Below are 14071 nucleotides of genomic sequence, written 5' to 3'. Positions count from 1 at the left end.
GGACCTTCGTGGTCGATTATTATGGGATATTGTCCGGCACCCTTGCGCCGGTTGCCTTGTCGAACAGATGTGCGCCGGCGGCCAAGAGTTTCAAACTCAGCGCTGTACCGGGCTTGTCGGCCAGGCGCTCCCGAATGACCGCGACGATTTCCTCGCCGCCAAGTGTAAGGCTCACATGGCTTTCCGCGCCGGTCGGCTCGACCGAAACAAGCCTCGCCGTCACGGCGGACGGATCGGCAGGATCGCAAAGAACCAGTGCCTCAGGGCGAATACCGAGCAGCAACTCTCCGGCGGCGTGGGGCAAGTTTTGCGGAAGAGGGATGGCGGTGCCGTCCCGCGTAATGAAGGCAGATCCCGTAATGCTACCCGCCAGGATATTCATCGACGGGGAGCCGATGAAGCCGGCAACAAAAACATTGACCGGACGATCGTAGAGTTCCAGCGGCGAGCCGATCTGTTCGACGACTCCGCCCTGCATGACGACGATCCTGTCCGCCATGGTCAGCGCTTCCACTTGATCGTGGGTCACATAGATCATCGTATTGCCGAGGCGGCGATGCAGCGACCTGATCTCGGAGCGCATCTTCACGCGCAGCTTGGCATCGAGATTGGACAGCGGCTCATCGAACAGGAAGACTTTCGGCTTGCGCACGATCGCCCGCCCCATGGCGACACGCTGGCGCTGCCCGCCGGAAAGCTGCTTCGGATAGCGCTTGAGATGATCGCTCAAGCCGAGGGTAGCAGCGGCGGCCTCCACCTCCTTGCGGATCTGATCCGCCGGAGCCCGACGCAGCTTCATAGAGAAAGCCATATTGTCGTGAACGGTCATGTGCGGATAGAGCGCATAGTTCTGGAAGACCATTGCGATATCGCGGTCCTTGGAATCGACCTCGTTGATCACACGGCCGTCGATCAGGATTTCTCCGTCGGAGACGTCCTCCAACCCGGCGATCATGCGCAGCAAGGTTGACTTGCCGCAGCCAGAGGGGCCGACGAGCACGACGAACTCACCATCCTCCATGGTGATTTCGAGGTCGCGCAACGCATGAAAGTCGCCGTAGTGTTTATGCAGTTTGCGGATTTCCACGCGTGCCATTTTTATTTCCCCGATGTCTTCTTGGGCGAAGCGGGAAGGCCCGCTGCCAATGTCGTTTCACACAGGCGCAGGTGGCGATCTCCCGGCGCCCAATGGAAAGCAATGAAATCCGCTGCCGCGCCCTCGACGAAGCCCGTTTCCAGACCAAGCGCTCTCGCCGGGTTGACCGCCGCCATGGTGACCGCATCGCCGAGGCTGAAGCCCTCAAGGCTTGCTGCCAGAGCCACGCCGTCGGCAAGCGGCGTCGCCGCGCCTGCAAGGGTCGCCATTCCCACCATCGCCAGACGTCCATCAGCCGACAGCTCAACGTCGCCACCGATCGGCTGGCGATAGCGGCCAGGCGCCATGCCGGCGAGCGCAACCATATCGCTGACGAGCATCGACCGCTCCACGCCTTTAGCCCTCATCATCGCGGTCAGAGTTTCGCGATCGACATGATGGCCATCGGCGATGAACATCGCCTGCAGCCTCGAATTTGCGAGTTGCGCCCATAGGAGATTGGGGTGACGGGGCAGTGTCGAGGCAATGCCGTTACCGAGATGCGTGCTGAAGCCTGCACCGGCTTGCGCAGCCATGGCGATGTCAGCCGTGTCGGCCGCGGAATGCCCGATGGAGACGAGGCATCCTCTAGCACGGGCGTGACGAATGAAGGCATCCGCACCTTCCGTAGCCGGGCAGAGCGTTACCAACTTCACCAGGTTGCCGGATGCCTTCCGCCACTGGTCGAACTCCTCGCATGAGGGTTCGCGGACATGATCACGCGGATGCGCACCACGCGCGCCGTCTTGCGGCGAGATGAACGGCCCCTCGACATGGATGCCGGGTATCATGCCGGCGAGCCAGGCATGCTTCCGGCGCGCACCGGCAATGACGGAAAGCGCATTGCAGATCGTCTCTTGGGAAGCCGTGATCACGGTCGGCAGAAAGGCTCTGACACCCTGTTCGCGCAATCCTCTTGCAACGGCGTAAACCGTTTCTTCATCGATATCGGCACTGTTGAAGTCATGACCGCCCCATCCGTTGACCTGCAGATCGACCAGACCAGGCGCCAGCCAGGGAAGGTCTTCACCGGTCGCGCCATCCAGCTCTTTGACGGCAGCAATCCGGCCGTCGCTCACGGTCAGCTCAAGGATGTCTCCTGATATCGCGTGCCGCCCGACGATCATGCCGCTCTCCGAAAGACGTCGGGCGTGGAAGCTTCATCGAGATAGAGCACCGCTTGTGGATGCCGCCGCAAAATGCTGGCCGGGCAATCCTCCGCAATCGGCCCTGTCAGCATCCGCGTGACGGCGGCTTTCTTCAGCGCACCGGGGACGACGGAAATCATTCGCCCAGCCGACAGCAGAGCCGGGATGGTGACGGTAATCGCCTGTTGCGGCACATCGGCCAGACTTGCGAAACACTCGTCCTCCACCTGCTGAATGCGGCAGTCCTGCGCAAGCGTGACCACCTTCACGCTCTGCCGATCCTCGAAGCGGGCGTCAGGCGGGTCGTTGAAGGCAAGATGTCCGTTCATGCCGACGCCGAGACAGACGAGATCGAGCGGCTCTTCCGCAAGCCTTCCGGCATAGTCGGCCGCACAGGCCTCCGGCGAGGAAAAGCGATGGGGTTCGATACGGTGGATTTTCTCGAACGGAACCAGGGTGAAGAGGTGGCGATCCAGCCAATTGGCGAAACGCGCCTGATGACCAATATCGAGGCCGATATATTCATCCATGTGAAAGGCCGCGATTCGGCTCCAGTCAATATCTGCCGCATTGCGCAAAAGCGCGAGTGTATCCTGCTGGCTCGGAGCAGCAGCGAACATGACGCTGACGCGCGTCTTTGTAGCCAGAAGGCCGCGCAGGGCCTCGGCCAAATCGCGGCTTGCCGCTTCCGCCATCTCGTCGCGGGACGAATAGCTTTGGGTGGCGAGACGATCTGTTTGCCATGCAAGCGGCATTTGCTGTGCTCCCTGTGTCATTGCCTCCAAGTTATTTGCAACCGATTGCATAAGTCAATAGGACAGATATCGACATTCTAAGATTATTGGTATGGGATTGATGCGATAATCGCGACATTTGTACTGCTATCACTTAAATGCCCTTGCAATTTCCATGAAAGCGGTTGCATAAATAAGCAACAGAGCGGACACCAAAGGAGATAGATGTGACGGCAATCAAAGTCGGATTGGTCGGGCCAGGAACGATCGGCAGGGTTCACCGGGATGCGATCGCCGCCACGGACGGGGTGGAGCTGACCGCCGTTGCCGGAGGAACAGCAGAGGAGCTGGCAGCGTTCGGAACGCCGGCAAATGTGCAATTCTTCGCCGATGCATCGACCATGATCGACAATGCCGATCTGGATGTCGTGGTGATTGCGACCCCGAGCGGCTCCCACTATGCCCCCGCCCGCGCCGCGCTCGATAAGGGCTTGCATGTCGTCGTCGAAAAGCCGCTCGCGGTCGACCTCGAAGAGGCAATCGATCTCTATCACCGCTCCCTCGCCGCCGATCTCGTGTGCTCGACCATGTCCCAGCGACGGCTGGAAGCGCAGCATCAGGACATTCATCGCCGCCTGCATGCAGGCGAACTCGGCCGGCCTATCGCCATTGAAGGTCAGGTCTACTGGCATCGCGCCGACGCATATTACGATGAAAAACCATGGCGTAAGCTTGATGCGCAAGGCGGAGGATCGCTCTTCAACCAGGGCATTCACACGCTCGACCTGATGCTTTGGCTTTTCGGCCCCGTTGCCAGCGTCACGGCAGAGGCGACGAACATGGCCGGACGCGCCGGTGGCAGCGAGGATTTCTGCCAGGCACTTCTGCTCTTCGAAAACGGCGCTCGCGGCACGCTCATCACCAGCACGGCAACACCTCCCGGCCGGCCTGCAGCACTCATGCTGTTCACCGATCAAGGGCATGTAGCGCTCAATCACACCGATGTCGTCGATTGGAGCTTTCCCGACCAACCTTTGCCGGCCACCGCGGATTCCTCGATCAAAAGCGGGGCTGGAAGCCAGGTTAGCATCGGCATTCGCGGCCATGTCGACCAATGGGAGGATGTCAGGGATGCCATTTTCGACAAGCGCCCCGCGCGGATCACCTTCCGCGACGGGCTTGAAGCTGTGCGCGTGATTACCGCCATCTATCGCTCGGCCGAAACCGGCCGGCGAGTCGCGATGAATGAGATCGGAGGCGCGTGATGTCCGTCAAGAAGCTTGCGATCCTAGGCGCCGCCCATGGCCATATCAGCTATGTGACCGACGCCCTCGCCACACGCTCGGACGTCGAACTGGTTGCTCTTGCCGATCACGATGTGGCACGGCGGGCCAGCTATGGCGCCAAGCTTGGCGTTCCCGGTTATGCCGATATGACGTCGCTGCTTGCGCGGCATGATATCGATGCGGCTGCGGTGATTGCCGAACCAGGACTTCGTGCCGGGCTGATCGAAGCCTGCCTTGAGCGAGGACTTTTTGTCATCGCCGACAAGCCTTTGGCTCTGACCGTCGAGGAGGTGGAAAGGATCGCCAAGGCCGACGGCGGCCGCAACCGTGTGGCGCTGATGCTGGAGAAGCGCTTCTATCCCGTCACACGAAAGGCGCGCGAACTTTTCCTTGGCGGTGAGATCGGCGATCTGGTCGCCATCACCTCCACAGGCCCGCACAAGCTGCTGCCGTCGGCGCGGCCAGCCTGGTTTTTCGACCCCTCACTCTATGGCAGCATCGTGAACGATCTGGCTGTTCACGACATCGATCTTGTCCTATGGCTGACGGGCGCGCGCTCGGGCCGTGTCAGCGGCTGGAAGAGCCCCGCTTGCCCGGAGAAGCACGCGGGATTTGCCCTGGCCGGCCGTGCGCTGCTGACATTGGAGACTGGTTTGCAGGCTGTGATCGACATGGATTGGAGGCAGCCTGAGGCCGCAGCAAGGCACGGCGATTACGCCATGCGCCTCATCGGCACGCGCGGGCGAATGGATATTCTTTTCGGCGAAGGCCGTCTTCTTGTCGAGACCGACAGCCGGAGCCTTTGGGAACCTGATCTGCCCGCCCCTATCGGCCCGGCGGACGACGCCCTCGACGCGCTGACGGGCAAAGCACCCTTGCAGGTTTCGACCGCAGAGGCTCTTCTGGCAAGCTGCATCGCGGCCCTTGCCGCCGCGAGTGCCGAAGAGGGAGGGCACGACTATCGCTGGTAAAAGGGATCCGAAGACGAGGGTAAAGCCGACGCTGGATGAGATTGCCGAACGCGCCAATACGTCCCGCTCGACAGTGTCGCGCGCGTTCAGCCGGCCCGACCTGCTTAATCCGAAGACCGTTGCGCAGATCCTCGCGATCGCCGAGGAGATCGGTTATCGGCCAAACAATATGGCGCGCGCGCTGTCGACGGGCCGGACAGGCAATATCGGCCTGCTGGTGCCCGATATCGCCAATCCGTTCTTTCCGCCGCTCATCAAGGCGATCCAGAGCCAGGCAGACGCGCTGGGGCTCTGCCTGTTTCTCGGTTCCTCGGGCGAGAGCGGTGCGCGGGAAAACACGCTCTTCGAGCGGCTTGCCGGACAGACCGACGGAATCATCCTGGCGTCGACCCGCCTGAGCGAGGCGCAAGTGAAGATCCATGCCGCGCGCCACCCCATCACGCTGATCAATCGCGATATGGCCGGTCTGCCGCGCGTGTTGATCGATACGCAGGCGGCTGTGATGGAAGCCGTCGGTTTCCTGGCCGAAAACGGCCACCGCCACATTGCATATCTCTCAGGCCCAAAGGAATCCTGGTCCAATCAGCAGCGTATGGAGGCGGCGACCGAGGCATGCCGCCGGACGGACATGCGCCTTTCGATCATCCCCCTATCCGAACCGAGCTTCGAGGGCGGCGAAGCGGCCGCCGAGGAAGCCGTCGCGGCGGGCGTGACGGCAATCCTGGCGTTCGACGATCTGACGGCCCAGGGAGCGCATGCACGGCTCTCGGCCCTCGGCATAGATGTTCCCAGGGATATCAGCCTCATCGGATGCGACGACGCGCTGCCTGCCATGACCTACCCAGCGCTTTCGACCTTGAGCGGTCTTTCGCAGGAGGCCGGACGGCATGCGTTGAAGCTTCTCTGCGACGCCATCGAACACAGGGACGGTTCGCAGGACATGAAGGTCGTTCTGGGCGCGCGCTTCATACTCCGCGACACTGCTGGCCCGGCTCCTGCTGGTGATGCCAAGGATCGAGACCGCTCGTAACGCCGCTGCGCGCCCATTTTAACGGCCTTTAACGTTGCTCACGTCTTGGCAAAGTCGCGCGCAAAGATGCGACGGGGATAGTCAAGCTTCGGAATAGACATCGGCAATGGAGCCTATCCGCTCACCTCATGCCCGGCCAGCCTCGTTGCCGCTTGCCATGATCTTCAGCAGGCTTGCAGCAATCGCTTCGCCGTCATGCTGACCGCGGCTCCAGGCATCCTCGAACTCATCCCGAATGAGCAGATAGGCAGGCGTTTCGGACAAACCGTCCGTGAGATAGGGGAATCTGCCAACCGTCTTTTCGAAGGGAAAGAGCACGCGGTTTGCCAGAATGTGAGAAAACAGGCCCGACGATCCACCGTGGTCGCGCCAGTGAAAATCGAACGCCGATGACACATCCGCCAACGTCAGGCCGATCGTCTCACGGCACTGCAGAATATTGCCGATGAGCACTTTCGGACAGTTGGCCCGTTCGACAGCTGCGACGACATCATCCACCAGAAGATGCGGGATGACGCTCGTATAGACGCTGCCCGGCCCGAAGGCGATGAGGTCAGCCTGCGCTATTGCGTCGAGAACAGCCGAGTTTGCGGTTGGCCGCTCACCGCTCGTGCGACTGAGGTCGAGTTTAGCGACCCCGATCCGGGCCTCTGGTTCGGACATGGTCGTGATCGCATCCTGCGGAACCACTGTCCTTCCATCTTTCAACGTCGCCGACAGCACGAGATCACTATCGATCGAGGAGGGCCAAACATTGCCGTTGATGCCACATAGCTTTCTAAACACGAAGATTGCCGTGTTGACATCGCCGTTATGCGCAAGGCAAGCGCCGGTCAAAATGAAGTTCCCGATGCTGCCATGCCTGAAATCGAAATCGTCGCCGACAGCCGAAGCGAACGTATTGAGATAGTTCAGGATCGCGCTGCGCAGGCCCGGCTCCATTCTCTCGAGCAGCGGATGGCCGCGCTTGGCATAGAACAGGAACTCCTTCCGGGCGTCATCGAGACCGAGGTTGGCCGAGATCCGCGCATTGCAGATCTTCACCACATCGCCGGCACATCCCTCTCCATGGGCCATCGTCATCAGCGCCTGGCGGATGTCGCCGACGGAGAGGATGCCCAATCGCTCGCGAATGACCTTGGAACTTCCGCCGCTGTCCCAGGCGGGCACGATGCGTGTGACCTCGACACCGCTTTGGCACAAAGCGATGTTGATCGAACGACACGCGCTCCCACCGGAAAACAAGACGATCTTCTTCATGCCCACTCCTATAAATCTAAAGCGGAGAATATCGTGCGGCAACGATCCGCAAAAGAGAGCGGATCGTCACAAATCCTGACATGGGTGATATAAATGCATTTCCAAGCCGATCAGGCCGGATGCATCCTATCGATCATGAAGGTGCTTTTTCAGGAACGACCGGGTTCTTTCATGGCTCGGGTTCTGCAGGATCTGTTGCGGCGCGCCTTCCTCGACGACCACGCCGCCATCCATGAAGACGATGCGATCGGCCACTTCGCCGGCAAAGCGCATTTCGTGGGTGACGATCAGCATCGTCATGTGCTCGGCGGCAAGCTGTTTCATAACGGCATTGACCTCGTCGACCAGCTCTGGGTCCAGGGCCGATGTCGCTTCGTCGAAGAGCATCACCTTCGGCTGCATGGCCAGAGCACGCGCGATCGCGACTCGTTGCTTCTGGCCGCCGGAAAGCCGTGACGGATAGGCGTCGATCTTGTCGGCAAGCCCGACCTTGGACAGCAGCCCCACCGCCAGTTCCCGCGCGGCCGGCTTCGAAAGGCCCTTGAGCTTGACGGGGCCGAGCGTGATATTCTCAAGGACGGTCAGATGCGGAAACAGATTGAAATGCTGGAACACCATGCCCATTTGCTGGCGCACGGCGTTGATGTGCCGTTCGAATGCATTTCCCTTCAGCCGACGATTGACCAACTCGCCATCGAGCCAGACCTCGCCGCCGTTCAGCACTTCGAGATGATTGATCGACCGCAGAAGCGTGCTTTTGCCCGAACCGCTCGGGCCGATGATTGCGATGATCTGCCCGCGCGAGACCGACAGATCGATCCCTTTGAGCACTTCGAGCGCCCCATATGCCTTGCGGGCACCCTTGACTTCTACCATGGGCTTAGCGGCGCTCATCGGGACATCTCCACCTTGTTTTCAAGAAATTGCAATCCGGCTTCGAGGACGAGGTTTGCCACGTAGTAAATACCTGCAATGGTTAGATAAAATTCGAAGGGCGTATAGGTTTCGCTGATGGCGATCTGCGCGCTGTAGACGAGCTCGGCGATACCGATGATCGAAACAAGCGAGGTGTCCTTGAGCAGCACGATCAGATTGTTGCCAATCGGCGCTATCGTCTTGCGTAGCGCCTGTGGCACGATGATGTAGCGTTGAGCCTGGCCGCGGCTGAGGCCGATCGAGCGCGCACCTTCCATCTGGCCGGAATCGACCGACAGGATGCCGGCGCGGAAGACATCGGCGTTGTAGACGGCGAAATGCAGGCTGAGACCAATGATGCCTGCGCCAACAGCGGGAATATCGATGCCGATCTGCACGAGTCCGTAGTAGATCAGGTACAATTGCAGCAGGAGCGGCGTTCCCATGAAAAGCCAGGTGAGGAACCGTATGGGAAAGGCTGCGATCGGCGGGGCGTAGAGGACGATCAGCGCAAAGGCGATGCCGAACACAAGGCTGACCACACTCGAACAGACGAACATGATAAGCGTCCACCAGAGACCGGTCATCAGAAGACCGAAATAGGGCGTTACGACGCTGAAATCGAGATTTTGCATATGGGCATCCTCACCTTGGCGCGAAATGCTGATCGAGGCGATCGACGAGGAACCGAACCGCGTAGACCATCACGATGTAAATCGCGGCGGACACGGTAAAGATTTCGAAGGGCTTGTAGGTCGAGCTGATAAAGCGCTGAGCAGTGTAGGTGAGTTCGATAACCGAAATCGTCGATACCAGAGCCGATCCCTTGATCAAGGCAACGGCATTCACGCCGAGCGGCCTGATCATCAGGCGCGCCGCCTGCGGCAGGGTCACCAGCCACAGCGTTTGGCCGCGACCGAAACCGATCGAACGCGCTGCTTCCGCCTGCCCGCGATCGACATTGATGATGGCGCCGCGAATGGACTCTGCCATGTAGGCGCCGATGTTGAGGGCAAGGCCAATGACGCCGGCCGAATAAGGCTCAAGTTCCAGCCCGATTTGCGGGCCGCCGAAATAAAGGACGAACAGTTGCACGAGACAGGGCGTACCCCGAAACACACTGACATAAGCCCGCGAAAACCATCGAGCGACGAAGAAATCCGACAGCCGACCCGCCACCAAGACGACTGCGATGCAGAAACCAAGCAGGATAGCGAGGACGGAAATACTCAATGTCACCCACGCGGCCTCCAGAAAAAACGGGAGGACGCGCTGCATTAGCGCCAAATCCATAGAAACGCTCCGAAAACTCGTAATGAATGGGCCGGATCACTCCGGCCCAAGCTGAAATGCTGGTTAGCGAATATCGCTACCGATCCATTTCATCGAGATCTTTTCATAGGCACCGTCGGCGAGCATGTCCTCGAGAACCTTCTGCATCTTTGCCTTGAGTTCCGGATTGTTCTTGCGGATCGCGATACCAAGAGCGACTCGGCCGCCTTCGATGTTCGGCGTATCGAGAATGCGGATCTTCTGGCCGGTTTCCTTGACGGCGACCATGACCGGAACGCTGTCCATCACGAGAGCGTTGATGCGGCCGGCGTCGAGATCGACGAGCATTTCGGGAAGACCCTTATAGGAGCGGACCGTCAGATTGCCCTGGGCCTTCGCCCACTTTTCATGCGCGTCGCCGAGCGTGACGCCGACGATCTTGCCGTTGAGGTCTTCCAGCTTCTGGATGGAGGAATCTGCCTTTACCACGATCGCTCTGCCAGCGTGATAGTAAGGGCCGACGAAGTCTACGGCCTTTTCGCGCTCCGGCGTGATGGTCATCGACGCGACGACGGCGTCGTACTTTTTCGCCAGGAGGCCTGCGATGATCCCGTCAAAGGGCGTCGTGATGATTTTGGCCTTGACGCCCAGACGCTCGGCAATGGCCTCGCCGATCGACGCGTCGAAACCGACGACCTGGTTCTGATCGTTCGTGAAGCTGAACGGCGGATACTGGCCGCTCATGGCGACGCGCAGTTCGCCCGACTGCTTCAGCGTCGCCAACTCGTCAGCACGAGCATGCGATAGGGAAAATGTCGCCGTGATCGCAACGGCCGCCGCAGCGATCAGATTTGTAAGCTTGTGTTTGAACACGTCAGTTTCCTCTGTTGGTATTTTGTTTCGTTTTGTCGGTTTCCCAGCAACCTTCACCATCAGAGTTTTGCATAGCCATTTTTGGCAAGCACCAAGCAAGGTGTCAGCGTACCTGACACATTGCCGGAACTGACCGGCATTGTGTCGGCCGGTGATTTTCGCGGTGCCATCGTCAGCCGAGAGCAGACGAGATAGGCCGCGCAAAATGAAGGTCCCCACATGTTTCGATGCAGCCGATCACACGGCCGAGGCGGTAGCGACAAGATCTGCGCTTGGCCACCTGAAACGTAAAAGGCCGCACCCCCGACCATTGCTGGAGCGGGGGTGCGGTCTTTTTGATGGCCTGCCGATGTGCTACAAACTATCTCAGTGCGGCTTCGAAGCTTGCACTCAGAACATCGAGCAGATGATCGGCGTTTGCCTGGCTGAAGATCATGGATGGGCGCATCTTCAGGACGTTGTCGTGCGGCCCTTCGGTTCCCATCAGGATGCCGCGCTCTCTCGCGCCGTCATTGATCTTTCGCGCGAGATCCGTTGCAGGCACCTTTGTCCTGCGGTCGGTGACCAGCTCCATCCCGAGGAAGAGGCCAAGGCCGCGCACGTCGCCGATGATGTCGAGGCGATCCTGCATCTTGCGGAAACCATCAAGCAGATAGTTGCCGACATTGAAGGCATTCTCGCGCAACTTGTCCCGCTCGATCACGTCAAGAACCGCCAACCCTACGGCGCACGATACCGGATTGCCGGCAAAGGTGTTGAAATACTCCATGCCGTTGTTGAAGCTGTCCGCAAGCTCGCGTGTCGTAACGATCGCCGACATGGGATGGCCGTTTCCGATCGGCTTGCCCATGGACACAACGTCTGGAACCACGCCCTGGGTTTCGAAAGCCCACCAATGGCTGCCGACACGGCCGAAACCGACCTGCACTTCGTCAGCAAGGCAAAGACCGCCCGCCGAACGCACCATGGCATAGACTTCCTTCAGATATCCATCGGGAAAGAAGACCTGACCGGCAACACTCGGGATCGATTCAGCCATGAAGAATGCGGGAGCCCGCCCCTTCTTGCGCATGCTTTCGATCAGTTCGGCAACGCTTTCGGCAAAACGCTTGCCATGTTCTTCGGCCGGCCACTCCTCCAGAGCACGATAGCTATCCGGAATGACCGCTTCATGCACATGCTCCGGACGTCCCTTGCCGCCCTTGCGCTTGTACTTGTACGGACTGAGATCGATCAGCTCCTGCGTCGTGCCATGATAGGCCCAGTCGACGACGATCGCGTCGTTGCGCCCGGTATGATTGCGCGCCATGCGAAGCATCAGGCTGTTAGCCTCGCTCCCCGAGCAGGCAAAGGACGCAACCGACAAGCCCTCAGGCAATGTCGCGGTCAGGCGCTCCGCATACTCGACGATGTTATCGTGCAGGTAGCGTGTATTGGTATTGAGCAGCCCGGCCTGACGGGACAGTGCTTCGACGACATCGGGATGCGCGTGTCCGAGATGGCAGACGTTGTTGAAGCAATCGAGATAGGCCCTGCCGTAATTGTCGATCAGCCAGACACCATCGCCGCGGACGAACTTGATCGGCTCGGAATAGGAGATGGAAAGATTGGGCAGCAGCAATTCCTTGCGCTTGGCGATCAATTCCTCTCTCGTCCGACCATCATGAGTGAAAGTTTCGGGTGGCAGGCCGGCTAGAGCCGACGCGTCCGGGAAAAGTTCGGCCCAGACGTCGAGATAGGCGGATTCACCGACGCCCAGAATCTCTGTCGCCGTCAGCGCGGTGTCGGTCGAAATCTGGAAGTGCAGATGAGGAGTCCAGCCGCCGTTCTCATGAATATCGCCCATATCGCCGACGAGATCACCGGCTTCCAGGCGTTGGCCGGGCTTCAGTCGGCCGAGCGCTTCATGCGCCATGTGACCCCAAAGCGTGACGAAGGTCGGGCAGCCTTCGGGGGCATGTTCGAGCGCGATGAGGCCGCCATAGCCAAGCGGTTCGTGTTCGATCTCGACACTTCTGACAATACCTGCCACCGGAGTGTAAAGCGGCGTTCCGGCGGGCATGAACAGGTCGACGCCGAGATGATGGATGCGTCGCTTGCCCTCGATGAACCGCGATTCAAAGGCCTTGTCCGTATAAACGGTTCTCTTCTCACCCCAGGAACCGACGCCGAGTTCTATCTTGTGCTGCTTGGCAAAGTCCGTCCACCATTTGGTCGCTTCCTGTGGGCGTTGTTCCGCCGATGCCACGGTCATGACATGCGACGCGTCGCCATAAGGGACGATCGCCTTGCTCATCGTGGCGGCCGCCGGGCGGACGATATCGGCAAAGCTCTTGCTGTTGTCGGCGATCCAACGGCGGACCGCGCCGGCTCCGTCGACTGCATCGAAGCCGCATGCCTTGCGCAAAACGGCAGTGGCAAAGCGCGGATTCATGGCATCCATCTTCTCAAGCAGACGCCATGCCGGCGCTTCGCTGATCGCCAGATAGGGATTGTCGTCGGTCTGGTCGTGACGGGAAGCGGAGAAGGTGACGCTCGTCACCAGACGCATAGCGATGAGGTCGTACAGGATGTCGATCTCTTCGGACTGCAGCGGATATTTCTCATGGAATCCGGCGGCGAGAGCCGCAGCCGCACCGATCGGATCCTCCATATCCAGGATCGAGTAGGCGCAGGCAATGGCCACTTCGGCGACGAGAACGGTGTGGACGGCATCGCCGAAATCGATAACACCCGAAATTCTCTGATTGTTGTGCTCGTCGACCAGCACATTCCAGTCGTTGGCATCATTGTGGATGACCTGCGCGCGCAACCGCGAGAGCTTGGGCTCGACGAGAGTTTCAAAGCGCGCGATAAAGCGTTCGAGGATCGCCCGCCTGGCGCCGTCGCGGACAAAATGCAGGCGAGACCGTGCCCGCGCCGCATGACGCAGATCCCAGTCAAGCTCGCGCAGGGCGCCCGGATGAATGAAGCCCTGGAGCGCCCGGTCAAGTTCACCAAGCGACCGGCCGAGGCTGCGCATCAAATCGATCGTTCTGCCGACCTCGGCAAGCGGCGTCCCGGCCAGCCAGCCGACCAGACGCAAGGCATGGGTCTCGCCATTCGGAGCCGTCGTGGAAGCCAGAAAGTCGCCGGAGAGACTGGGCTTCAGATGCGGAACCACAAGCTCCGAATTGGCGGCGGCAAGATGATTGAGAAGAGCAGTCTGAAACTCGCTTTCGATCCTCGGTTCGCTGGAGTTGACGATCTTCAGGATCCAGCCGGCATCGGCCTCCGTCTTCAATCGATAGTTGCGGTCGCGCTCGCTGTCGAGCGGCGAGGCCTTGGCCGTGACGCCGAATATTTCCTTGGCGAGCCTCTCGGCATCGCCTGCGGACAGTTGAGGAGCCGGATGGGAGAGATCAGTCATAGTTGTTGTTTTTCCAAGCTATTTTCTTTCCGATAGCT

General features: G+C 59.9%; 12 protein-coding genes. 3 read left to right on the top strand and 9 right to left on the bottom strand.

The window, feature by feature from the left end; genetic code table 11:
- Positions 1-19 precede the first annotated feature (19 nt).
- From QD461_RS09745 to QD461_RS09735, 3 genes are read right to left on the bottom strand one after another with little or no spacing between them, the layout of a single operon-like run.
- Complete coding sequence (locus QD461_RS09745; RefSeq protein ID WP_414087554.1) at positions 20-1096, bottom strand: ABC transporter ATP-binding protein; 1077 nt, start codon at positions 1094-1096, stop codon at positions 20-22.
- A gap of 2 nt (positions 1097-1098) precedes the next feature.
- Positions 1099-2262: an N-acetylglucosamine-6-phosphate deacetylase gene (locus QD461_RS09740; RefSeq protein ID WP_414087553.1), complete on the bottom strand. Its 1164-nt coding sequence runs from the start codon at positions 2260-2262 to the stop codon at positions 1099-1101.
- Entirely contained in the window at positions 2259-3059 is an 801-nt protein-coding gene (locus QD461_RS09735) for a 6-phosphogluconolactonase (RefSeq protein WP_414087552.1), read from the bottom strand. The genes QD461_RS09740 and QD461_RS09735 overlap by 4 nt, the downstream gene beginning before the upstream one ends.
- Before the next feature lie 185 nt (positions 3060-3244).
- Between QD461_RS09735 and QD461_RS09730 the strand changes: the two genes are divergently transcribed.
- From QD461_RS09730 to QD461_RS09720, 3 genes are read left to right on the top strand one after another with little or no spacing between them, the layout of a single operon-like run.
- A complete protein-coding gene (locus QD461_RS09730) occupies positions 3245-4282 on the top strand; it encodes a Gfo/Idh/MocA family protein (RefSeq protein ID WP_414087551.1) in 1038 nt (345 codons plus the stop codon).
- The gene (locus QD461_RS09725; RefSeq protein ID WP_414087550.1) at positions 4282-5274 is read left to right on the top strand and encodes a Gfo/Idh/MocA family protein; all 993 of its coding nucleotides are present in this window, start codon (positions 4282-4284) and stop codon (positions 5272-5274) included. Before QD461_RS09730 ends, QD461_RS09725 begins: the two co-directional genes overlap by 1 nt.
- Positions 5240-6304, top strand: a complete 1065-nt coding sequence (locus tag QD461_RS09720; RefSeq protein ID WP_313206294.1) for a LacI family DNA-binding transcriptional regulator — start codon at positions 5240-5242, stop codon at positions 6302-6304. The genes QD461_RS09725 and QD461_RS09720 overlap by 35 nt, the downstream gene beginning before the upstream one ends.
- A gap of 126 nt (positions 6305-6430) precedes the next feature.
- On the opposite strand, the gene QD461_RS09715 is transcribed toward QD461_RS09720, so the two are convergent.
- The 6 genes from QD461_RS09715 to QD461_RS09690 form a co-directional block, all read right to left on the bottom strand.
- A complete protein-coding gene (locus QD461_RS09715; RefSeq protein ID WP_414087549.1) occupies positions 6431-7564 on the bottom strand; it encodes a gluconeogenesis factor YvcK family protein in 1134 nt (377 codons plus the stop codon).
- Between the two features lie 126 nt (positions 7565-7690).
- Positions 7691-8458, bottom strand: coding sequence for an amino acid ABC transporter ATP-binding protein (locus QD461_RS09710; RefSeq protein ID WP_414087548.1), 768 nt, complete (start codon positions 8456-8458; stop codon positions 7691-7693).
- Positions 8455-9114: an amino acid ABC transporter permease gene (locus QD461_RS09705; RefSeq protein WP_414087547.1), complete on the bottom strand. Its 660-nt coding sequence runs from the start codon at positions 9112-9114 to the stop codon at positions 8455-8457. The genes QD461_RS09710 and QD461_RS09705 overlap by 4 nt, the downstream gene beginning before the upstream one ends.
- A 10-nt stretch (positions 9115-9124) precedes the next feature.
- The gene (locus tag QD461_RS09700) at positions 9125-9772 is read right to left on the bottom strand and encodes an amino acid ABC transporter permease (protein WP_414087546.1); all 648 of its coding nucleotides are present in this window, start codon (positions 9770-9772) and stop codon (positions 9125-9127) included.
- Between the two features lie 63 nt (positions 9773-9835).
- Entirely contained in the window at positions 9836-10624 is a 789-nt protein-coding gene (locus QD461_RS09695) for an ABC transporter substrate-binding protein (RefSeq protein WP_414087545.1), read from the bottom strand.
- A 361-nt stretch (positions 10625-10985) separates the two neighbouring features.
- Positions 10986-14033, bottom strand: coding sequence for an aminotransferase class III-fold pyridoxal phosphate-dependent enzyme (locus QD461_RS09690; RefSeq protein WP_414087544.1), 3048 nt, complete (start codon positions 14031-14033; stop codon positions 10986-10988).
- Between the last annotated feature and the right edge of the window lie 38 nt (positions 14034-14071).

Source organism: Rhizobium sp. BR 314, assembly GCF_047445805.1.
In the GTDB taxonomy this organism is placed as follows: domain Bacteria; phylum Pseudomonadota; class Alphaproteobacteria; order Rhizobiales; family Rhizobiaceae; genus Rhizobium; species Rhizobium lusitanum_B.
Note: the sequence above shows the minus strand (reverse complement) of the source record. Positions and strands in the feature narration are given on the sequence as shown.